This is a genomic window from Paenibacillus sp. CECT 9249 (assembly GCF_918697855.1).
Taxonomy (GTDB): Bacteria; Bacillota; Bacilli; order Paenibacillales; family Paenibacillaceae; genus MSJ-34.
On the sequence record NZ_CAKKLI010000056.1, the window covers coordinates 1 to 21,685 of the forward strand.

At 50.6% G+C, this 21,685-nt stretch carries 22 protein-coding genes and 1 pseudogene; 17 read left to right on the forward strand and 6 right to left on the reverse strand.

Features of this window, described 5'->3' with window-relative positions:
• The first annotated feature begins 122 nt into the window (after positions 1-122).
• Positions 123-797: an ABC transporter ATP-binding protein gene (locus tag LQ229_RS23800; RefSeq protein ID WP_230193092.1), complete on the forward strand. Its 675-nt coding sequence runs from the start codon at positions 123-125 to the stop codon at positions 795-797.
• A complete protein-coding gene (locus LQ229_RS23805; RefSeq protein ID WP_216538819.1) occupies positions 794-3,286 on the forward strand; it encodes an ABC transporter permease in 2,493 nt (830 codons plus the stop codon). Before LQ229_RS23800 ends, LQ229_RS23805 begins: the two co-directional genes overlap by 4 nt.
• A gap of 21 nt (positions 3,287-3,307) precedes the next feature.
• Here LQ229_RS23805 and LQ229_RS23810 read toward each other — a convergent pair whose 3' ends face one another.
• The gene (locus LQ229_RS23810; RefSeq protein ID WP_216538820.1) at positions 3,308-4,207 is read right to left on the reverse strand and encodes a cupredoxin domain-containing protein; all 900 of its coding nucleotides are present in this window, start codon (positions 4,205-4,207) and stop codon (positions 3,308-3,310) included.
• 487 nt (positions 4,208-4,694) lie between these two features.
• Here LQ229_RS23810 and LQ229_RS23815 point away from each other — a divergent pair, with 487 nt between their 5' ends.
• On the forward strand, positions 4,695-5,093 hold the full coding sequence (locus LQ229_RS23815; RefSeq protein WP_216538821.1) for a FixH family protein: 399 nt from the start codon (positions 4,695-4,697) through the stop codon (positions 5,091-5,093).
• A gap of 88 nt (positions 5,094-5,181) precedes the next feature.
• Here the strand turns inward: LQ229_RS23815 and LQ229_RS23820 are convergent, their stop codons facing one another.
• Positions 5,182-6,621: a PLP-dependent aminotransferase family protein gene (locus LQ229_RS23820; RefSeq protein ID WP_216538901.1), complete on the reverse strand. Its 1,440-nt coding sequence runs from the start codon at positions 6,619-6,621 to the stop codon at positions 5,182-5,184.
• 323 nt (positions 6,622-6,944) lie between these two features.
• Between LQ229_RS23820 and LQ229_RS23825 the strand changes: the two genes are divergently transcribed.
• The 3 genes and pseudogenes from LQ229_RS23825 to LQ229_RS23835 form a co-directional block, all read left to right on the forward strand.
• Entirely contained in the window at positions 6,945-7,535 is a 591-nt protein-coding gene (locus LQ229_RS23825; protein ID WP_216538822.1) for a TetR/AcrR family transcriptional regulator, read from the forward strand.
• A gap of 77 nt (positions 7,536-7,612) precedes the next feature.
• Positions 7,613-8,500: an alpha/beta fold hydrolase gene (locus LQ229_RS23830; RefSeq protein ID WP_216538823.1), complete on the forward strand. Its 888-nt coding sequence runs from the start codon at positions 7,613-7,615 to the stop codon at positions 8,498-8,500.
• Between the two features lie 26 nt (positions 8,501-8,526).
• Positions 8,527-8,685, forward strand: a pseudogene (locus LQ229_RS23835) (carbohydrate ABC transporter permease); the annotation flags it as partial.
• A gap of 88 nt (positions 8,686-8,773) precedes the next feature.
• Here LQ229_RS23835 and LQ229_RS23840 read toward each other — a convergent pair.
• The 3 genes from LQ229_RS23840 to LQ229_RS23850 are packed head-to-tail and all read right to left on the reverse strand — an operon-like array spanning position 8,774 to position 10,352.
• A complete protein-coding gene (locus tag LQ229_RS23840; protein WP_290370073.1) occupies positions 8,774-9,619 on the reverse strand; it encodes a DUF817 domain-containing protein in 846 nt (281 codons plus the stop codon).
• 37 nt (positions 9,620-9,656) lie between these two features.
• A complete protein-coding gene (locus LQ229_RS23845) occupies positions 9,657-9,866 on the reverse strand; it encodes a helix-turn-helix transcriptional regulator (RefSeq protein ID WP_216538825.1) in 210 nt (69 codons plus the stop codon).
• Positions 9,867-9,875: 9 nt separating this feature from the next.
• Complete coding sequence (locus LQ229_RS23850) at positions 9,876-10,352, reverse strand: DUF2975 domain-containing protein (RefSeq protein ID WP_216538826.1); 477 nt, start codon at positions 10,350-10,352, stop codon at positions 9,876-9,878.
• Between the two features lie 308 nt (positions 10,353-10,660).
• Between LQ229_RS23850 and LQ229_RS23855 the strand changes: the two genes are divergently transcribed.
• From LQ229_RS23855 to LQ229_RS23885, 8 genes are all read left to right on the forward strand, one after another.
• Positions 10,661-12,187: an MFS transporter gene (locus LQ229_RS23855; RefSeq protein ID WP_230193093.1), complete on the forward strand. Its 1,527-nt coding sequence runs from the start codon at positions 10,661-10,663 to the stop codon at positions 12,185-12,187.
• 41 nt (positions 12,188-12,228) lie between these two features.
• A complete protein-coding gene (locus tag LQ229_RS23860; RefSeq protein WP_230193094.1) occupies positions 12,229-13,182 on the forward strand; it encodes an ABC transporter ATP-binding protein in 954 nt (317 codons plus the stop codon).
• Positions 13,166-13,921 carry an ABC transporter permease subunit gene (locus LQ229_RS23865; RefSeq protein WP_230193095.1) on the forward strand — a complete coding sequence of 252 codons (756 nt, stop codon included), beginning with the start codon at positions 13,166-13,168 and terminating at the stop codon, positions 13,919-13,921. Before LQ229_RS23860 ends, LQ229_RS23865 begins: the two co-directional genes overlap by 17 nt.
• Positions 13,922-14,056: 135 nt before the next feature.
• Entirely contained in the window at positions 14,057-14,656 is a 600-nt protein-coding gene (locus LQ229_RS23870) for a TetR family transcriptional regulator (RefSeq protein WP_216538829.1), read from the forward strand.
• A 166-nt stretch (positions 14,657-14,822) separates the two neighbouring features.
• Positions 14,823-15,218: a thioredoxin domain-containing protein gene (locus LQ229_RS27385; RefSeq protein ID WP_356711856.1), complete on the forward strand. Its 396-nt coding sequence runs from the start codon at positions 14,823-14,825 to the stop codon at positions 15,216-15,218.
• Complete coding sequence (locus LQ229_RS23875; protein WP_356711868.1) at positions 15,175-16,902, forward strand: thioredoxin domain-containing protein; 1,728 nt, start codon at positions 15,175-15,177, stop codon at positions 16,900-16,902. The genes LQ229_RS27385 and LQ229_RS23875 overlap by 44 nt, the downstream gene beginning before the upstream one ends.
• 36 nt (positions 16,903-16,938) lie before the next feature.
• On the forward strand, positions 16,939-17,661 hold the full coding sequence (locus LQ229_RS23880; RefSeq protein ID WP_230193096.1) for a GNAT family N-acetyltransferase: 723 nt from the start codon (positions 16,939-16,941) through the stop codon (positions 17,659-17,661).
• Positions 17,662-17,958: 297 nt separating this feature from the next.
• Positions 17,959-18,117 (forward strand): hypothetical protein, encoded by a 159-nt coding sequence (locus tag LQ229_RS23885; RefSeq protein ID WP_230193097.1) that lies wholly within the window; start codon positions 17,959-17,961, stop codon positions 18,115-18,117.
• Positions 18,118-18,234: 117 nt separating this feature from the next.
• Here the strand turns inward: LQ229_RS23885 and LQ229_RS23890 are convergent, their stop codons facing one another.
• A complete protein-coding gene (locus tag LQ229_RS23890; RefSeq protein WP_216538832.1) occupies positions 18,235-18,831 on the reverse strand; it encodes an AAA family ATPase in 597 nt (198 codons plus the stop codon).
• Positions 18,832-19,056: 225 nt separating this feature from the next.
• Between LQ229_RS23890 and LQ229_RS23895 the strand changes: the two genes are divergently transcribed.
• Genes LQ229_RS23895 through LQ229_RS23905 form a run of 3 tightly spaced genes read left to right on the forward strand, consistent with a single transcriptional unit; the run spans position 19,057 to position 21,652 of the window.
• Positions 19,057-19,881: an aminoglycoside phosphotransferase family protein gene (locus tag LQ229_RS23895; RefSeq protein WP_230193098.1), complete on the forward strand. Its 825-nt coding sequence runs from the start codon at positions 19,057-19,059 to the stop codon at positions 19,879-19,881.
• Positions 19,882-19,903: 22 nt separating this feature from the next.
• Positions 19,904-20,752: a nucleotidyltransferase domain-containing protein gene (locus tag LQ229_RS23900; RefSeq protein WP_230193099.1), complete on the forward strand. Its 849-nt coding sequence runs from the start codon at positions 19,904-19,906 to the stop codon at positions 20,750-20,752.
• A gap of 18 nt (positions 20,753-20,770) precedes the next feature.
• The gene (locus LQ229_RS23905; RefSeq protein ID WP_230193100.1) at positions 20,771-21,652 is read left to right on the forward strand and encodes an aminoglycoside phosphotransferase family protein; all 882 of its coding nucleotides are present in this window, start codon (positions 20,771-20,773) and stop codon (positions 21,650-21,652) included.
• Positions 21,653-21,685 lie beyond the last annotated feature (33 nt).

Below are 21,685 nucleotides of genomic sequence, written 5' to 3' on the forward strand. Positions count from 1 at the left end.
GTATTGATACACCAAAAAGCTTTCGACCTATGATCTGCCCATATTAATTACCCCAAAAACGGATACAGTTTGCAACTCTATTTTCATTTATGGCGATGGTCGTCAGGCCATGGGGGATTTGTGTGAAGATTACAGTCCGTCATTTATCGAAAATATATGGCAGCGGCGAAAACAAAGTGACCGCCCTAAACGATGCCAGTTTCGACATCGCTTCGCGCGATTTTATTTCCGTCATGGGGCCGTCCGGCAGCGGCAAAAGCACGTTGCTTCACCTCATCAGCGGATTGGATAAGCCCACTGCCGGTACTGTCCTTTACGACGGTCTCGATATTCACCGCGGAAACGATAAGGAGTTGTCCGCTTTCCGCCGACAAAGAATCGGATTTATTTTCCAACAATTTCATCTCCTGCCGGTCCTGAGCGCAAAGGAAAATATAATCATGCCGTTGCTGCTTGATAAAAAAGATCCGGATGAGGTCTATGTATCGGAGGTCGCAGATTTGCTAGGGATCGGAGACCGATTAACTCATTTGCCCGGCGAACTGTCCGGCGGACAGCAGCAACGGGTCGCTATTGCCAGAGCTTTGATTGCCAAACCGGATATTATTTTTGCCGACGAGCCGACCGGCAATCTTGACAGCAGAAGCGGCAGCGAGGTCATGAGGATGCTCTGCGATATCAGGGAGCGGCTTGGAAAAACAATCGTTGTCATTACGCATGACAGCCGGATTGCAAACATGGCGGATCGCCGGTTTACGATCGCAGACGGCGCGCTTACGGAGGTTACGGCATCATGAGTATGAAATCCTATCAATCCTATGCATGGAAAGAAATGAAATCGCATAAAGTTACTTCGATCCTTATTCTGATTGCCGTCATCCTCTCTACCATGATGACAACGGCGATCGGCCAGTCCATCGGAATATTGGACGCTATGCGTCAGCAACAGGCGGCGTCGCTCAACGGCAACCGCTATGCAACATTCCACCAGCTCGCCGGAGAACAGATGGAAACGCTCATGAAGAACGATCGGATTGCATTTGCGGGCAGCTTCGTTACGGTTGGCGTGGCGGACTTGGGTACGAGCGGCATGTCCGTACAGCTTCGGGAATATTTCGGCGAAGGTTTATCCGTTTATCCGACAATTTCCCAACTTAAGGAGGGACGTTTGCCGCAAAAAGCGGGCGAAGCGGCTCTGCCTGAGGATGCGCTCCAATTTTTAGGCTTCAAAGGGGAAATTGGCGATACGATATCTCTCGACGCCAAGATTTCGTTGCTGCGGGATACGCAATTACCTTATGAATATACCGCGGATTTTACGTTGACCGGAATATTGAAGAGCAATTACCTCGGATACGCTTCCGGCACGGTAAGCGGTATCGTAGGGGCGGGGACGGCGTCGGAATTATTGCCCGAACGTTATATGCTATATTCCGCCGATTTCCGGACGAAAGGGAAAGCGAATTTTCAGCAAACCGTTTATCATTTAGCCGATCAACTGAACGTGCCCGAAGAACATATCCAATACAATTGGGTATATCTGAACGCTTTAGGGATTCCGTACGACAAAAAGGAGGCGGGCGCGGCAAAAGGTTCGGGCTTCTCCTATATGAAGGCAGCGGGCATCTTCGCCGGTTCCTTGACGCTGATGGCTGCCGGGCTTGTCATCTATAATATCTTGAAGATCGCGGTTGCCAAGCGTATGAAAGAATATGGGATTTTGCGGGCCATCGGAGCGGAAAGGGGCCAGCTATATCGACTGGTGGCTATGCAGCTTCTCTTGCTGTGCGCCATCGGCATCCCGCCGGGCGCGATTGTCGGCGTTCTTTCGGCCGAAGGCATAACGGCGGCAGCGACCGGTTTATTCTCGCCCGAAGCATTGTTGGCGGGCAGCCCGGAGGAACTGGCCGCCCTGGTTGCCGGGAATCGTACGGGAAGGCTTCTGCCATTGATCATAAGCGCCGTTGTCACCCTGTTGTCTTCGTTCATCGCCGCCATGCCTGCCGCCCGTTACGCGGCAAAAGTTTCCCCGATGATTTCGATATCCGGCCGGACCGCCGCATTCAAGCGCAAGAATCGAAAAAGCAGGCGCATCCGCCGCTTTGAAGCGTATTACGCGAAACTGAACTTGAAGCGCAACCCGGGCCGTACGGCGATCACGATATTGTCTATGGCGATGAGCTTTACCGTGTTCGTAGCGCTGCAAAGCTTTTCCAATCTGCTTGATACTTCAAACGAAGTACGGAAAATGCACTTGGGCGATTACTCTATTACAAATGATCTGGTAGGGTTTGCACCCTCTATCGCGGACGAGCTAAAAAAACAGCCGGAAGTCGTCTTTTTACATACGTTAAAATTTAGTCTGTATAAACAAGATAAAAACGGTATGCTCCCTATTCGTACAAGCGTTGCGTTATCCCCCGGCGAAACGTTCCAGATCGTCGGCGTTGACGCGAAGCGGCTTCCATCGCTCGCCCCATCCCTTACGGCAGAAGAGATGCAGAAGTTAAAGGACGGGAAAGCATGCTTGATTAAAAACCCGATTGCACTCTCTTATGAAGGCGCTCCGCTGGCTGCAACTTCGATTTCAGCCGGCGACACGATCTCTGTCGGGGGCATGGAACTTGATGTGATTGCAATTTCCGACCGTTCCGTAGGGCTGGACAATGCCGGATTTGTCAATGGGGTTCAAGTCATTGTGTTCGATACGGTTTACGATGCGCTCACCGGTCAAGACGCGTACTCCGAGGTGTACCCGGTGTTGGCGGATAAGGCGGATGCCCGCGCCTTCGAAGCGAAGATCGAAGAAATTGCCGGTACAACGCCCGGCAGTCGCTGGCTTTCTTACCGGGACGCGGACCGCCAGCTGGAAGAAAGCTATCGACAAATCCAAACGCTTGCGTGGGGTGTGATTTTGTTTATCGGTTTCATCGGCGTTTTGAATATCGTCAATACGGTTTATACCAATATTCATACCCGCATTGCCGAAATCGGCGTCCAACGGGCGATCGGAATGAGCGCTTCCGGCCTCTATCGAACTTTCATGTGGGAAGGCGCCTATTACGGTATGATCGCCTCGGCCATCGGCGCAGCGGCCGGATCTATTTGTACCGTTTTGATCGGCGCAGCGGCCGCGGAGTCGGTTTCGTTCACGGCTGTGCCTGTGATACCGATGTTGCAAGCAACTGTCATTTCGATCCTTGCCTGCCTGCTCGCGACATGTATTCCGTTGCGGCAAATTGCAAGCATGAATATTGCGGACTCCATTGAAAGGGCTGCATTATAAGCCGGATCGCCGGCTCCCAATTTACGGCTTTGCGACTTGAATGGAAGCCGTCATGCCGGCTTCCTGGTGGCCCGGCAAAGTACAGACGACTTGATAGTATCCCGCTTTCTCGAAACGAACGAGCGCGCTGTTTCGATCGCCGGGTGCGGCGTGAATGTGCACGTTCGTTCCGACGATTTCAAAATCATGCTCCGTTCGGCCCGCGTTCTCCAAAGTAATTGTAATGTTTTGGCCTGCATAGAGTCGGATGGAGGAAGGGGAAAAGGAATATTCCGTCGCACTCACAAGAAGTTCTTGGTCCGCTTGATCCGGCGATTCGGTTCGATTCGAGTCGTGCGCATGCCCCGAATGTTCGGCAGATTGGCCCGGCGGAGACGGACGGGCGTCTTCCGGATCGTCGTATAGCGAGCTCGCCTGAATGGATAGCAACGCAATAAGAATGACGGAAAACATGGAGACCGGTTTTGCCAGCACAAAAGATTTTTGTCCTCTCTTGTCGGAGTTCACTTCTCCGTGCAGCGTAACAAACAGTAGAAACAAGATGCCGCTGCATAGGACCGACATGATGTTGACCGTGGTTTCGGCGTAGGGCGCAGGCACCATCACCATGAGCATCGTTCCCATCATGCCGCCCATGATGCCCGATAACAATCCCTCGATCAATGCCAAGAAACCGACAGGGATGCCGGCAGCCGCCCCTGCGGCCCCGCCGATTATCATTCCGACCATGGTAGAATGGAAGAATTGTCCCGGAAGCCAGAGGGCGAGCAGAGCGCCCATCGCCAAACCGATCGTCATTCCTGCCGCCATCGCCGCCGTCATGCCAACCATGCCGTTTATATTTTTGCGAAAAAAGACGATGAATCCTATCGTCCAAACGGTAAGCGCACCGAATAAAGCACTAACCAGAATCAAACTCATATACCATACCCCCTTATCCTATATAACATACCAATATGGCTTGACCCAAAGATTTATGACAAAATCCAAAATGGATGGTAAAATGCCCCTTGAAATGGGTGGTGACTGCGTCATCGTTCTGTACTAGAGTAAACGATAGGTATACTGCGAACTTTGGAGGGATTGTCAGTGGATGTGCCGGTTATCGTATGGATTGCGTCGGTTATTATCATTGTACTCATTTCCTATATTACGTTCTGGGTCACGAATAAGGCCTATTCAAGAAAATGGGAAGACAGCGAATAGTGCGTTCATTAGACGGAGCTCTTCATTTCAATATGAAGAGCTTTTTGCATGGATTTGTTGTGAATAAAGTTTGTCAATTTTATTGCAATTCTTTGAAAATGGCTGGTTCATTCATGTCGATAGCGGTTGGTGACATTTATCGCAATTCCCCTTAAAGTAAGACGTGATCATTTTAAAAAATACAACATGGAGGGTCAACACGATGAAAAAATATAGTTTCCTGCTGGCTGGTCTAGTTCTTCTTTTACTCGTCTCCGCTTGCTCCGATTCCGGCACCGCCGAGCCGTCCGAACCGCTTCAAGTTGAAATCAGCACGGTACAGGACATTTTGCAACCGGGACGGGCCATTCTGATTGACGCAACCGTTACACAGGGGGCGGAGAAGGTGACAGACGCCCAGGAGGTCGAATTCGAAATTTGGAGGAAAGATCAGGAGAAACATCGGACCGTCACTGCGAAGCATTGGTTGGACGGCACTTATCGCATCAAAACGATGTTCCCCGAGGATGGCGTCTATTATGTCGTTGCTCACGTTACGTCCGGGGATATGCAGGCGATGCCGAAAAAAGAATTGGTCGTTGGCAATGTAACGGCGGGTTAACCGGCTCTCCTTGGATCATACGAAATAGAAAGGTGAATGAAGCGGCTCGTATGTTCGGATATACGCCTTCATTCACCTTTTTGCTATGTTAGGAACCTAGAACCGCGCGAATCGCTGCGGCAAATTTGGCAACGCCCGGGACGATCGTATCCGTATCGGGCCGAGCGTACGTAAATCGCACATAACCCGAGTCCGAACCGTATACGCTTCCGGGAACGAAAACGACTCCGTGTCGGATCGCTTCCTCCAGCAGTTTTGCATCGTTCACCTCGGGCAATATGTTGCACCATAGATGCAAGCCTCCCTCCGGAACGGAGAAACGGACCGAATCCGGCAGTTCTTTCCGAAGCGCTTCGACCAATAGATCCCGCTTAAAGATCAGCTGCGTTCGCAAACGTTCGAGATGAGGCCGGATATAGGAGGATTTCAGGAACTGCGCGGCAATCTGCTGAGGGACGACGCTAAGTCCGAAATCCATTTGCTGCCTGGCATCGGCCAGCCGTTTGACAACGGAATGCGGGGCGACCATCCAGCCTACGCGCAGCCCGGACGCCGCGATTTTGGAGAAAGAGCCGATATAGAGGACCGAGCCGATCGAATCCATCGATTTAAGCGGCTTCGGCGGCGTTCCGTCATAAGCCGTCAAACTGAAGGGATCGTCTTCAACAATCGGCAGCCCCAGTTCGCTCGCGACGTTAAGCAATTCCTTACGGCGTTCCGTATCGAGGACAGTGCCTGTCGGATTCTGATAATTCGGATTGATGAATACCATTTTGATCCGATGTTTTTTGTACAGAGAGCGGACATCTTCAGGGTTGATCCCTTTGGCATCGACCGGAAGCCGGAACAGTCGAAGGCCAGCCGATTGAAACATGGGCAACGAGTAGCAATAAGAAGGATCCTCAATCGCGACCGCGTCTCCCGGGGCCAGCAAACATTGCGTAATTAAATATAAGGATTGCTGGGAGCCGGACGTAACGAGAATCGACGAATCCGACGTTTCAATCCCCCGATATTGGCGTAGATAGGGGACAAGCGTTTCTCTAAGCGGGACGTATCCTTGTGGATTGTCATATCCCAGATATTCCGTGTAGTAATGTTCGCCGATGAGCGTATTGATTTCATGGACGGGCGAAATATCCGCGCCCAGTTCGCCGCTGGCAAAATCGATTAGCGTCTTGTTTTGTTGAAGAGCTTCCCGGATCCGACGCAGAAAAGGCAGATTAGGCAAAAAACTGCCGCCTTCCACATACCTGTGCCAGTTCGGCGTATGCTTCGGCGTAGCCCCCCACTTATATTTGTTTACGCGAGTTCCGCTGCCCGAACGGCTTTCGATAATCCCAAGCGAGCGCAACTCGGCGTAAGCGAGAATCACCGTGCTGCGATTCACTCCCAATTGTTCGGCTAATTTGCGCTCGGAGGGCAGCATACTGCCCGGCGGAAACTCCCCGTATGAAATTCGCCGTTCGATATCGTCGGCAATTTGTTGATACAAAGGTTGGTCGCTGGAACGGTCGGGTTTCCGTATGATCATCACCTTCTGCCTTGTGTTTAAATTGGGTTATCTGACTATGTGACTATGTGACTATGTTCATCATAACATTTGGCTTATGAACGAAGAGCCGCTTTTTATGGCAATGTATTGCAATTTGTTGAACATGGCGGGCAAAGTTGTTTGCCGCTAGGAACGTTCCAACGTAACGAATGATGCTTATTTACAATATTGACTATTTTTGAGTTGTTATAATGGCAATTGCGAAAAAACTAAGGTTTTGAGTCCTTGCGCAATCGCCGCCGGCATGCTATTCTCTCTTTAAGACCGATCGGTCTCTTGAAGGAGGAGCCATAACAATGCGAAAAGGAACGATCACCCGGGAACGCATCATTATACAAGCCGCTGAGTTATTCAATCAGCAAGGCTATGCCGGTTCTTCGGTTTCCGACATTATGCGTGTAACCGGACTGCGCAAGGGAGGCATTTATAATCATTTTGGCAGCAAGGATGAGCTTGCGCTTGAAGCGTTCGATTATGCCATCAACCGGATGCGCCGCAAATACGCGGAGGCGATCAAGGGAAAAACGTCCTCCATCGACCAGTTAATCGCGATTGTCTCGATCTATCGCAATATTGTCGAAGACCCTCCGTTGAAAGGCGGCTGTCCTTTGTTGAATACGGCCATCGAGAGCGACGATACGCATCCGGCCCTGCGCGATAAAGCCCGCGAAGCGATGGAACAATTTTTGAAATTTATTCGTATCGTGATCAACAGAGGAAAGCGCAAGGGGGAAATCCTTTCTTCCGTCGACGAAGCATCGGTATCCGTCTATATCGTTGCGGCGATGGAAGGAGGCGTGATGATCAGCCAGTTATATCGCGATAGCGGCTATATGCGGCATACGCTGGAACATTTAACGCATTATTTTGAGAGCTTTCGTGCATGACCCTTCTTTTTTTTAGGCAAAAAACAGACCGATCGGTCTTAAACTAAGAAGAAAACTCGTGGGAAGGTGGAATAGCGATGGTTGTTATGATAAGTATTTTTCTGTTGGCGATTGCGATTGCAGGGATAGCGGCGGGAATATGGTGGATGGTTGTGAAAAGCCAGACGCCGAAGCGGGTGCCGACGAACAAGACCCCGGATGTGCCCTATCGGGATGTTGTCATTCCGAATGGAGATGCCAAGCTGAAAGGATGGTTTATACCGGCCCCAACAGGCAAGCGACCAAGCCCTTTGATCATTATCGTGCATGGCTGGGGATCGGGGAAAACGCGAGTGCTGCGCTACATGAATCCGCTGCATCGTGCCGGCTACGCGATTCTGATGTTCGATGCGAGAAGTCATGGCGAAAGCGATAGCGTAAAAGCGCCAACCGTAAAAACATTCCGTGACGATCTTCTCGCTGCCGTGGAGTATGCCCGTCAGAGAGAAGAGATCGACCCGAGGCGGATCGGAGTGCTTGCCCACTCGCTCGGCGCTTTCGGCGGCATTATCGCCAATACGAAGCCGCTCGGCATCCGGGCGATCGTTACCGATTCGATGCCGACAAGGTTCCGCACGATTATGGAAGCGTCGTTAAGCCATTACAAGCTGCCGTACTTCCCCTTGGGGCCGATTCTGTCCAAGCTGATGTTCATGAGGGCGGGACTATCCAAACAGGAACTGCGGCAGTTCGATGTCCTTGAGGCGATGGACCGTCAGCAAGCGCCCGTATTGATGGTGCATTCCAAATATGATCACTATGTGCCGCCAACGGAGCTCGCTTATTTGCTCGATCATCATAAAGCGGATGGAACGATGAAGTCGTATCTATATGTCGAAAGCCAAGGCCACCGCAGTTCCGAAACGGACCCGCAATTTTGGCCCAAAGTGCTTGAATTTTTTCAAAAGCATGTCACCGGGAACTGAGTTATAATTAGACAACATATACATAGAAAACGATCCCTCTGCTCATCTTCACGCTCGGTTCGGGCTATGCGCCTGACTACGGCTTGATTATGACGGCGCTCGTGATCGCGACCTTGCCGACGGCGCTCGTATTTTTTCTGATGCAGAAACATTTTGTGGCGGGAATGATGGGATCCGTGAAATAGAACGGGAAACATCCCGGTCCGGTTCGACGGATCGGGATGTTGTTTTGTCCGGGGCAAGCGCGTCGTTGGCAGAAGCCGCTGTCGGCCTTTACGGGGATTTCGTGTCATTATGTCTTGTTTTGCCCGCTTTGACGTACTTCAACTGTGCCACGATAATGACGCTGATAATGACGAGCAGAAACCACGAACTGATTTTGCCGAAGCCGACGGGCTGCCATATAACATGTTGATCGGGATATTTCCAGGCGCCGAAAAATGTCGCGATGTTCTCCGCCAGCCAGATGAAAAAGCCGACGAGCAGAAAGGCAACCGTTAACGGCATCCGGTACGTCGTGGCGCGAACCGTGTACCAAATCCGGGTTTTCCAAAAAACGATCGCTACGAGTGCCATGAGGTACCAGCGGAAATCAGGAATAAAGTGATGGGTGAAAAAATTGGCGTAGATCGCCGCCCCGAGCAAGCAGGCAGGAACCATGCCCGGCCAGCCGGTCATATCCATCTTCAGCCTCCGCCATACTTGGCACATATAGCTCGCTACGCTTGCGTACATAAAACCGCTATAGAGCGGGACGCCGAGCCATTTTGTGTACCCCGGTTCGGGATACGACCATGAGCCCATATGTACTTTATACAGTTCCAGCATGAGGCCGATAATATGGAACACGCAAATGACCTTGATTTCGTCAAGCGTCTCCAGGCGGCTGCGATACATGAAGTATTGTACGGCAATCAGGAGAAGCAGAATGAAATCGTACCTGTGGATGAACGGGACGGCAAGCCATTTGGAGACGGCCAGCGTGCCGAAGATCGCCACCGGAAAGATGCAGCTCATCGCCTGTTGATAACCGAAATGAAGCAATTGCAGAAATGCGCGGCCATAAAGGTTCTGGCGCCGTATCGTTACTCCCGTCCCATTCGATTGTTTCGTTTGCATGCGCGCCTCCTTTGAATCTCTCTATCATTGGAATTGATCAGGTTTCTTTGGAATATTCCAATAGATCCCCCGGTTGACAATCCAGCACTTCGCATATTTTTTCCAAAGTCGAGAAACGAACCGCCTTCGCTTTCCCGTTTTTCAAAATGGAAAGGTTCGCCATCGTGATTCCCACTTTCTCGGAAAGCTCCGTTACGCTCATTTTTCTTTTTGCCAGCATGACATCGATATTGATTATGATCGCCATATGAACACCTCAAACCGTCAAGTCAATTTCCGTTTTCATTTCAAGCGCATGGGCTAACAGTTCCTGGAGAACAGCCGCAAACACGGCTACGGCCGAAGCGGCGAAAATAATGACAGCTCCGATGACGGCAAGGACAGATTGGAACCCGGTCAGGAAGCCGATGAACGCTACACCTGCTGCATAGACGATGACGATCGAAATGGCGCAATACTTGATGGATTTCAACGATTCGATCGCCAGTTCGGAAAAAGCGTTTTTCCGTTCGATAAGATGCAATAGTTTGAATGCCTGGTACAGCACGAAATAAAACGGTATCGCGGTAATATACACGACGATAAGCACGGGATATCTCATATAAGCGAAATCGGGATTGTTGTCTGCGGTATGTCGAGCCAAATCCGGCAGCCAAACGATGCACAGAATAAGAGCCAACACGCCCATCATGACAATCACTAGTTTCAGGAACGTTGTTTTTCCTTGCAACATGGAGCACCTCGCAATCGTTATTGGCAATAGCATATCATGCAAATTTATCGTTTTACAATAAATTTTTAGTTTTTTACAGCAAAAATTTATTATAAATCGGAGATGGGACGTTCCGGATTTCCCGCTGCCACTTAACACAAGCGGCATTATGGAAATCGTATTTTTGTATGAAAAATCGCCCATTATGCTCGTACAGACGATTGAAAATTGAAGATTGTATGAAAAATCATATACATTTAATATTGACATCAAAACCCAAAAGATATAAACTGCTAAATGATAGTCAATGTCAAAAAATGAAAGGGTGATTGGAGCTGAATTCGCAATATCAACAAAGATGGTGGGTACTGGCTTCGCTTGCGTTCGGAATTCTTGCGGTCGGACTGGACATGACGATTTTAAATTTGGCTTTGCCGATAATGGCCCAAGATATGCATGCAACAAATGCCGAGCTTCAATGGTTTGTCGATGCTTATAATCTTGTTTTTGCCGCGTTGCTGCTGCCGATGGGGATGCTGGGGGATAGAATCGGGCGCAAGCGGATGCTTCTTGCCGGATTGCTCGTTTTTGGCGCAGCCTCTCTTGCGTGTGCGTATGCCGCATCGCCATGGGAACTCATAACAGCACGTGTCTTTCTTGGCTTGGGCGCTTCCTTGATCGTGCCTTTGTCCATGGCTGTGATTCCGGTGATGTTCGCAGAAAAGGAAAGGCCGAAAGCCATTGCCGTTTGGATGATGGCCAATGCGGTCGGAATACCGCTTGGTCCTATTCTTGGCGGTTGGCTCCTGAACAACTATTGGTGGGGCTCGGTCTTTATCATCAATCTTCCGCTGGTTATTGTAGCGATCACGGCAGTATTTTTCCTTTTGCCTGAAACTCGAAGCGAAGAACGCCGCCCTGTGGATTTGCCGGGGGTGTTGATTTCAAGCTCAGGGTTGATCGGTTTAACGTATGGGGTTATTGAAGCGGGTGAAAGAGGCTGGGACGACGTAATTGCATTAGCATCCGTTCTTGCAGGCATGCTTCTCCTATTGTGGTTTATTGTCTATCAGGCTCGAACCCCTCATCCGCTGGTTGATCCTTCGTTATTCCGATCTCGAAGTTTTGCGGGCGGAACATGGATAGGTTCTATCATCTCTTTTGCTCTATTCGGCGTCTTGTTCGCTTTGCCTCAATATCTTCAGGCCGTATTGGAAATGGACGCGCTAAGCGCCGGTTTGAGACTATTGCCGCTCGTAATAGGCCTATTGATTGGAACGCCGATATCCGATGCTCTGCAGTCGCGCTTCGGAACCAGGACGGCGATTGTTATCGGATCCGTACTGCTTGGAATCGGATTGGCGATGGGCAGCGCCACAGATCTATCGACCGGATACGGATTTACTTCCATTTGGATTTCTGCAGTGGGACTTGGCATTGGATTAGCTCTTCCGGCTGCGATGGATGAAGCCGTCTCGGCGCTTACACCCGAGAGAAGCGGCGTGGGATCGGCACTTCTTATGGCTATGAGACAGGTTGGAGGAACGTTAGGGGTTGCAATTCTAGGGGCTGTTTTGAGCGCTGGTTATCGCAATCATCTCAACCCGGATGAATGGCCTGCGGAAACGGCTGAAATGGCGCAGCGAAATCTGTCTTCCGGTCTGGCGGCTGCGCGTCAAATCGGTTCGGATTCACTCGTTCATTCGGCGAAAACCTCTTTTGTCGGCGGCATGGCCTATATGTTAAGGGTATGTGCGGGAGCTGCGGTGGTTGGAATTGTTTTTGCCTTCTGTGTCTTAAGAGCGCGCCCAGTGAAGAGTAAAAACGCCACGACGAGTCTTGAAGCTAAGGAATAATTTCGATGTGTCTTATCAATTGCGGAAAGGAAGTGCTCGCGTTGGAGCGCCAAAAGACGTTAGCCATTCATATGAACAATGTAAATAAATATTACGGTTTGAAACGCGGAGTGACTGATATAAATCTAGCCGTAAAAAAAGGCGAGATCGTTGGATTTATTGGGCCAAACGGCGCAGGAAAGTCGACTACGATCCGTTTGCTCATGCAGATGATCAGCCCTACGTCCGGGGATATCTCGGTTCTTGGAGAACGAATAAAGAAGGATCATCCAATGATACGCAGCCGAATCGGCTATCTGCCTTCCGAGATTAGACTTTACCCGGATTTAACCGGAAAACAGATGCTGGAGCTTGCAGCAGGCATTTATGGGGTTGATTTGAAAAAAACAAGGATTCCCGAGTATGCGCAGAGACTGCAATGGGAGATGAAACCCCGGATCCGAACCTACTCATTAGGAAATCGCAAGAAACTAGGCATACTGCTGGCACTTCTGCATGAGCCCGAATTGCTTATCCTGGATGAACCCACCTCCGGGCTTGATCCCCTCGCTCAGCAGAGCTTCTTTGAAATTATTCGTGAATTAAATGAGTCGAACGGTACAACGGTATTCTTGTCTACTCACATATTAACCGAGGTGGATAAGGTCTGCCACAGGGTCGCGTTTATACGAGACGGGAAGATCATTCAAGATGCTTCTGTTTCCGATCTAACCAGAGGAGGGGCTCATCTATACGAGGTGATCTTTAAAGAATCGGGTGATCTAAGGCGAACGTACGGACTGCTAAATATCGATCCCAATTCGAAATATATCGATGGGGTTTGCAGCGGAAGGGTAGAGGATCATCGCCTAAATGAATTGATTTCTATTCTTGCCGATAAGCCCATGAAAGATTTGAACCTTCGAAAAATGTCTCTTGAGGAGAGATTTATGGAAAAGTATAGCCGGAACAAAGAGAAGAAAGATGAGGGACCCAATGATGAGCAAGTTGTTTGAGTTGGAGTGGCGTCAAAATCAACGGAGTTTTTGGATCGCTCTTTGCGTGATTGCGGCAATTCAAGCCATCCCGGCCGCCGCTTCCAAGGCTTATCTAGATAGCCAAATCTCCGGCGGAACAGATCATGCGGATTCCATCGCACTTTCCACTTTTGAAGGATGGATGGCCGGCCAGCCGTTTATGTTTTTCGTGCTTCTTCTAGGGTGCTTCGCCATCAACTGGTCGATAGGATCCATTGTCAAGGAGCGGGATCGTCAAACGGCCGAATTTCTGTTCGCAACCCCCCGCAGCAGAACGGCTATCTATCTGGCAAAATGTGCGGCGCATGTTGCGAAAGTCGTGATGATCGCCGGTGCATCCACTGGTATTGTGCTGCTGATTGGCAAAGGTTTAGGCGTGATGAATGACGTTGTCGCCGTAAGCAGCGTCATGGCGGCCGGTCTGTTAATCATTCTCGGATTTATGGGAATCGGTTATGCGCTAACGTCTTGGCTTACGTCCGAACGCGGTGCGTTATCGCTTGGAATCGGAATTGTATTTCTCATGTTCTTGCTCTACATGCTTTCTGATTTGGCAGCATTAGATTGGCTGGGGGCCGTGTCGCTCTTTAACCTGTTTGATGTGTACGCAATAAGCCAGGGTGGCGGGCTTGCATGGGGCTCTGTGATTGGAGCGCTCGCCGTCTTTTTGATCGGCGGATGTGTGGGCTGGAGGAGGTTAGTTCATAGCGATTTGTAAAACAATCGGCGATCGGTGAAAGTTGATAGTTTATGAACTTGAGTGTAAGTTGACATTGACTCTAATGTAAGTGACAATATGTTTGAAGTTACAGTTTTCGAAGTTTGATTCGAACTTGGTTAGGAGTGCAAAGGGATGTCTGAAGGTGCGAAACAAAAAGTCGGATTGCGTGAGCGAAAAAAAGCGAAAACGATGGCCAATGTTCAGATGCATGCATTAAGGCTTTTTCGAGAAAATGGTTATCATGCGACAACGGTTGAACAAATTGCCGAAGCTGCGGAAATCTCCCCGAGTACGTTTTTTCGTTATTTTGGAACAAAAGAGGATGTCGTATTAACCGATAATTACGATCCTGTTCTCGTCGCTGCATTGGAAAACCAACCGTCAGAGTTGAGTCCCTTGCAAGCCGTTCGGAATGCAATGATTTCGGGAATTGCCGAAATGACTGACGATGAGTGGGAAACAGTACGTCAGCGAAATGAACTGATCTTGACGGTCCCGGAGCTGCGCGCGGCAGCGATGAATAACTTAACTCAGATGATGCAGCTGTTAACTCAGATTGTCGCCAAACGAACAGGCAGAAATTCCGACGATCCGGCCGTACGAACCTTTGCCGGCGTGGTCGTTGGGGTAAATATATCGTTAATGGATTATAATGCTAAGGCTACAAAATCAGAGTTTGCCAAATTGTTGGATGAAGCTTTAGACGTAGTGGAGAAAGGTCTGCGGATATAATGAAAATCTTGCCGGAATGTTCCGTAGCTCGATCGACAAACAATATGAATATTGGTTGAAAAATCATAAAACTCATGTCCAAGGCATGGGTTTTTCTTTTGGCAATGGGTATGATAACCTCAAAATATAACTTGGAAATATCCAGAAAACAAGGAGGTGTTGCCCTATGTCAACGAACAATAACCCCAATCGATTAGCCAAGGAAAAGTCGCCGTATTTGCTGCAGCATGCTTACAATCCGGTTGATTGGTTCCCTTGGTCGGATGAGGCTTTTGAGAAAGCGAATCGTGATCATAAGCCGATCTTTTTATCTATCGGTTATTCAACTTGCCATTGGTGCCACGTTATGGAACGGGAAAGCTTCGAGGACGAAGAAGTCGCTTCCTTATTGAACAACCATTATATCTCGATCAAGGTCGACCGGGAGGAGCGGCCGGATATCGACCATTTGTATATGAGCGTTTGCCAGTCGATGACGGGACATGGGGGATGGCCGCTTACTATTTTCATGACGCCGGATAAGAAGCCTTTTTTTTGCCGGGACGTATTTTCCGAAGCATAATCGATTCGGCCGCACGGGACTCGTCGAGCTTCTGGTGAAAATTCGCGGCATTTGGGAAAAGGAGCCGGAACAAATCAAGGAGGTAAGCGCGCAAATTACGGAGCAGGTCAAGGCGCATGAAACGGCGCATTTGCATGGCGAATGGGACGAACGCGTGCTGCATCGCGCCTTCGAACAATTTCAAGCCGAATTTGACGTAAAGTTCGGCGGATTCGGCTCGGCGCCGAAATTTCCGACTCCGCATAACTTATCGTTTCTGCTCGCTTACGGACGGACATACGATCGGAAGGAAGCGATCGCGATGGCCGAACGGACGTTGGAAGGGATGGCGCGCGGGGGCATTCGCGACCATGTCGGGCACGGCTTCGCCCGTTATTCGACCGACGAACGGTGGCTCGTGCCGCATTTCGAGAAAATGCTGTACGATAATGCGCTGCTTGCGATGGCGTATTTGGACGCCTATCAATGGACAGGAAACAAGCGGTATGCCGATTTAGCCGAGTCGATCTTCGCTTATGTGCTGCGCGACATGACTTCCCTCGAAGGGGCGTTCTATTCGGCGGAGGATGCCGACTCCGAAGGGGTGGAGGGCAAGTTCTACGTATGGACGCCGCAACAGGTGAAGGAAGCGCTTGGAGCGGAGCGGGGCAGCCGGTACTGCGAGCTGTATGACATTACGGAAGAAGGAAATTTCGAAGGGAACAGCATACCGAATTTGCTGCAGCGGACAGTAGAGCAATATGCGCGGGAACGCGGTTTGGATCCGGAGACGCTCGAAGCGGAGATGGAAGCGTCGAGAGCGGCCTTGTTCGAATGGCGCGAACGGCGCATCCATCCGCATAAGGACGATAAAATATTAACCGCCTGGAACGGATTGACGATCGCGGCGCTTGCCAAAGGAGCCAAGGCGTTGCAATCATCCGAATATGCGGATGCGGCCGCGCGCGCCGTACGTTTCATCGAAACGCATTTGCGCAGAACGGAAGACGGGCGGCTGCTGGCGCGCTATCGCGACGGAGAAGCGGCGCTTCTCGGCTATATCGACGATTACGCCTTCTACATATGGGGCTTGACCGAATTGTACGAAGCGTCGGGCGATGTCTCGTATCTTCACAAGGCGCTTGCGCTGCTGCGGCAAATGATCGATTTGTTCTGGGACGGGGAACGCGGCGGCTTCTATTTCTATGGCCGGGACGGCGAACGGCTTCTGACCCGGATGAAGGAAATATACGACGGCGCGCTTCCTTCCGGCAATTCGGTGGCGGCGATGCTGCTGTCCAAATATGCTGCCATAACGCAAGAGGCTGAGCTTTCGCAGCTTGCGGAACAACAATTGAAAGCTTTTGCCGGAGCGGCGATGCGCTACCCTGCCGGATATTCGATGCTGATGCAAGCGATGCTTGGTGCGTTCCGCGGATCGCGGGAAATCGTCATTGCCGGCGCCGGCGACGATTCGGAGGTGCAACGGATGCTAGCTGCGGTTCGGCAAACGTATTTGCCGAATTCGATCCTCCTGTTCGTTCCGGACGGGGAAGAGGGGGAACGGCTTCGAAGCTTGCTGCCTGCGCTGCAAGACAAAACCGCGATCAACGGCAAGCCGACCGCATACGTATGCGAAAATTTCGCCTGTCAACAACCGGTGCATGACGCGGATGAATTGAAACGGCTTTTGTCTCGAGGATGATGTAAGTTCTTCGCGATTGAAATGGGAGGGATTAGATTGAACATTCAGGAAGAACTCAAACCAACCGCTCATGAGTTGATGGAGCTCCATATTGAAGCGCTGTTCACCCATGACCGGAATATGCGGCTCCGGACGGTTAACGAGCCTTGGCCCGGGGATAAGGATCCTGCTCCCCGATTTATATTAGGGCGAACGATAGAGGGGACGGCCGTCTGCCGGTTTCGGCACGATGTTCCGGATGCAATCGCCGGGCAATTGGAAGAGTTATGCGCCGATGAACCGAAAATGTCGGATATTCATATGAAACCGAAACATTTCGAGTCGTATATGGCACTTCTGCAAGGGCGGGAGCATACGGCGGGACCTTGTTATCTCGTGCCTGCCGTCACCTCTCCGTCAACGGATGCGGTCGCCATTACCCGCGATAATATTGCCGAGCTCCTGCACGACGATTTCGAATGGCTGGTCTCGGAGATTGATTTTGTGCAGCCTTGCATCGCAATGGTGCGCGATAACAAGGCGGTTTCGATCTGCCGCAGCGTCCGCATCACACCGAGGGCGCATGAAGCGGGGCTCGAGACATTGACTTCTTATCGCGGAAGAGGCTGCGCCGCCGAGGCCGCGGCCGGATGGGCAGCGGCTGTAAGGCGACTCGGGCGCCTTCCTCTGTACAGCACTTCCTTGGAAAATCTCTCTTCCCAAAGCGTCGCGAGGAAGTTGGGATTGTTTTTATACGGAGTAAATTTGATTATCAAATGAGTCAATTTCATAATAGCTTGCGCGGCTGACAGCCCGTCGAGCGAGCTAACGAAACGTTAACACGCTAATGTCTGCTAAATCACCTTGTTGCCGGCGCAACGAAACTGAAACACGCTAATGAGGGGAAAAAGGCGGTAAAACAGCCGATTTCCGGGGAATAACGATACCTGCTTTCGTTAGGATTGGAACGTCTTCATTTTGAGCCCAATAAGGATTGTTAGTTTCGTTAGCGCCAAACAAGAAGCGTAGGTCCGCGGGGGATCGCCTTCGAAAATACTTGAATATCTGCAATAGCTCATGCGCGACCCGGAGGTGAATCGTTATTGGGGCTATGCCCGTCAAGGATCGTATGAAGAAATCGTAAGCGTATTTCAAGAATATGTAACCGGAGATGAACCGACCGACCCTTATTTGATTCTCTATGGCGACTTCCAATCGGATATATACAAACGTTGAAGCGGAGTGAAGTGATTATCCAGACGATGGACAATATGTCGATCTTACGAATGCGGCGGTTGCGTCATCAATCCGGAGACGAGCAATAAGGCGGCCATTCGCGTCTATGAAAACGCATTATACGGGAAAGCGAATATGCTTCAGTTGCGTTTTCAAACGTTCGAGTCTTCTTCCCAACTTTCCTTTGCGATCGGGCCGCAAGCCGACGTTCGCCATCGAGGCAATCGTTTCCGCAACCTGCTCAATCGACATCCGATCCGTATCCAGATGATGCTTGAAAACATCGTCAGACAAACCTTGCACGCATCGATCAATCTGCCGCATCGGCCATGAACTGCTTCGTTCGCCTCGTTTGCGCAGTCTTTGCCGCAGCACTTCCTTTGAAGCGCATAATGCAAAATGATGGACGACGACGCCGTCATTCCTTAACCTCCCGACGATTTCATCAAAATATTGGGGGTTAACGATTGTCATAGGCACAATGATGGTCCCTCCATATTCGCTGTATATATGTTTCAACATCGAGACATTAAATTCGCGCCACATCGCATAATCTTGAAAATCGTCCCTGGACATTTCTCTGGGGATGTTTTTTCGGATATAATAGCCTGCATTTTCCGGATCGAATACGAATGAATCGGACAATCTTCGATGTAGCTCAAAAGCGGTCTGCGTTTTCCCGGCCCCGAACGCGCCGTTTAACCATATAATCATCGTCTTGCCTCCCATCATTTCATTTTTTTCATTATTGCCTAAATATCGTTCCGCGGCAATATCGATCGATCGCTTCATCTATGTTACAATTTTATGGAAATGATCATAGGAGGCGTTGTTATGGTTAGCGATACGATTACGATACGGGTACAACAAGCGAGGGAGAACCGCATCATCGCCCGATAAACTGCGTGATTCCCCTCAATATGAGAAAGGGGTATCCCATTGAACGAAGAATTGGCAACAGATGAAGCGAAAGACAATGAACGCAATGAGCGCGAGGAGGAAAGGGTATTGTCCGCCGCCAAATCCGTCAGCCATAAGTACAATATGGTGCTGCGGCCGGCGGGGGCATGGTCCCGGAGCGTACATGCAGTGCTCAAACATTTAGAGTCGTGCGGTTTCGCGGCGGCGCCGCGTGTGATCGGCTCCGGCTTTGATCGTGAAGGCCGCGAGACGCTCGGTTATATTGAGGGCGAATTTGTGCATCCCGGCCCTTGGAGCGACGAAGGACTGGCCGCAGTCGGCCGGATGCTTCGCCGGCTTCACGACGCGGCGGCTTCCTTCGAAGCGCCTGTCGATGCCGAGTGGCAGCCATGGTTTTTGCGCGAATTGGGCGGAACGCAACGAATTATCGGTCACGGCGATGTGGCGCCTTGGAATACGGTGACGCGCGGCGGGATGCCGGTTGCGTTCATCGATTGGGAGTATGCCGGCCCGATCGATCCGATGGTCGAACTGGCGCGAGCATGCTGGCTTTTTCCGCAGCTTCATGACGACGATGTAGCCGAAATGGCTGGTTTGCCGCCATTGGACGTCCGGGCGCGGCAGCTCCGTCTCTTTGCCGACGCTTACGGCGTTGCCGCCGATCAGCGGCGGACTTTGGCGGATCGAATGATCGAAGTCGCGATTTGCGAGACCGCCGAGGAAGCGATCGAGCGACATATTACCCCGGACAGCGAAGGGCCGCTGTGGGGTTTGGCGTGGAGAGCCCGCGCGGCAGCCTGGATGTTGAAGAACCGGGCCGTCTTGGAACGAGCGCTGTACTAACTGAAGTGAGAAGGAGATTAGCATGATTTCTGTATCCGAAATTATCGAAGAGACAACGAAAGCGTTGCAAGACGCGCCCGGCATTGTAGGCATTGTCCTGGGCGGTTCAAGGGCAAGAGGAACGCATCATCCAACATCCGATATAGATATCGGCATTTATTACGATGAATCGGCAGGTTTTGACGTAAGGCATATCGGACCCATCGCCGCGAAATTGGACGACGAGCATCGAGAGAATTTGGTTTCGGAGTTGGGCGGATGGGGACCGTGGGTCAATGGCGGAGGATGGCTCGTTGTGCAAGGATTTCATGTCGATCTTATTTTTCGCGATGTAACAAGAGTTGCGAAGGTGATCGACGAATGCTTATCCGGTTCCGTCACGGCGAATTACCATGCGGGGCATCCTCACGCATACTTGAACGTCATGTATATGGGCGAAATATCGATTTGCAACATTTTATCGGATCCGACCGGTCGAATTGCCAAGCTGCAGGCGAAGACGGCGCCGTACCCGAAAGCGGTGCAGGATGCGATCATTCGCTATTTTATGTTTGAAGCTTCTTTCTCGCTGATGTTCGCGGATAAGAATGTCGATAAAGACGATATTTCTTATGTTTCCGGCTGTTGTTATCGAACGATTTCCTGCTTGAATCAAGTTTTGTTCGCCATCAACAACGAATATTGCATTAATGAGAAAAAAGCGGTAGCGACGGCGGATCGATTCGCAATGAAGCCCCATGATTACAAGAAAAGAATAGATCGGATCGTCACGCTGTTGTCTTCGAACACCGGCAGCGCCAGGGAAGGCGTCGACATGCTCAAAGACCTTGTTGCCGAAACGGAAAAGCTGCTTCCGATTCAAACTAACTGAACATCGAAGGTGTGTAAAATGAATATGGCGGTAGACAACCAATATGCGAAATCGATTCAACGCATATACCCCGAGCTGTTCATACATTCTGTCGAGCGCTTCGGTTCCGGGCAAAATAACGATACGGTGCTCGTTAACTCGGAGCTCGTATTTCGTTTTCCAAAGTATGAGGAAGGGATCGAGCAGTTAGAGCGCGAGGCTGTTTTTTTGCATCGTATCGTCGACCGCGTTCCGATGGAAGTTCCCCGTCCGATATACCGCAGCTTTTACCCGAACGGCATAGGGGACGCGTTTATCGGGTACAAGAAAATTGCCGGAGAACCGCTCGAGACGGAAATGCTTCATACGATTCGAGACGAATGCGAACTGCGTCGATTAGCCGGTCAATTAGGCTTATTCCTGAAACAATTGCATACGATGGAGCCGGACGATATCGGCTTGTACGGGACGGCTGACGGCGTTTATGCGGAATGGTCGAATATGTACGAACGCATTCAAACGAAGCTCTATCCCTATATGAAACAGGAAGCCCGGCATTGGACAGATTTCCATTTCACGGGCTTTCTGAAGGACAAAGGAAACTTCGAGATCGCCCAGGTGCCTATTCATGGCGATTTCGGCACTTCGAACATATTATATGATTCGCACAGAAGGCATATTAGCGGCATCATTGATTTCGGTTCGGCCGGCATCGGCGATCCGGCTGTCGATTACGCCGGTCTGCTAGCTTCTTATGGGGAACGCTTCTTCCGTTTCGTCGCGGATGAATATCCGGAAGTGACGGACATGATGGACCGAATCGTCTTTTATCATGGTACGTTTGCTCTGCAGGAGGCCTTATTTGGCATCGAGAATAACGATCCCGCAGCGTTCCGGAACGGTATGGAACGTTTTCGCTAGCGGACTGAACGGTAGATAAGAAAGAGGGGCATT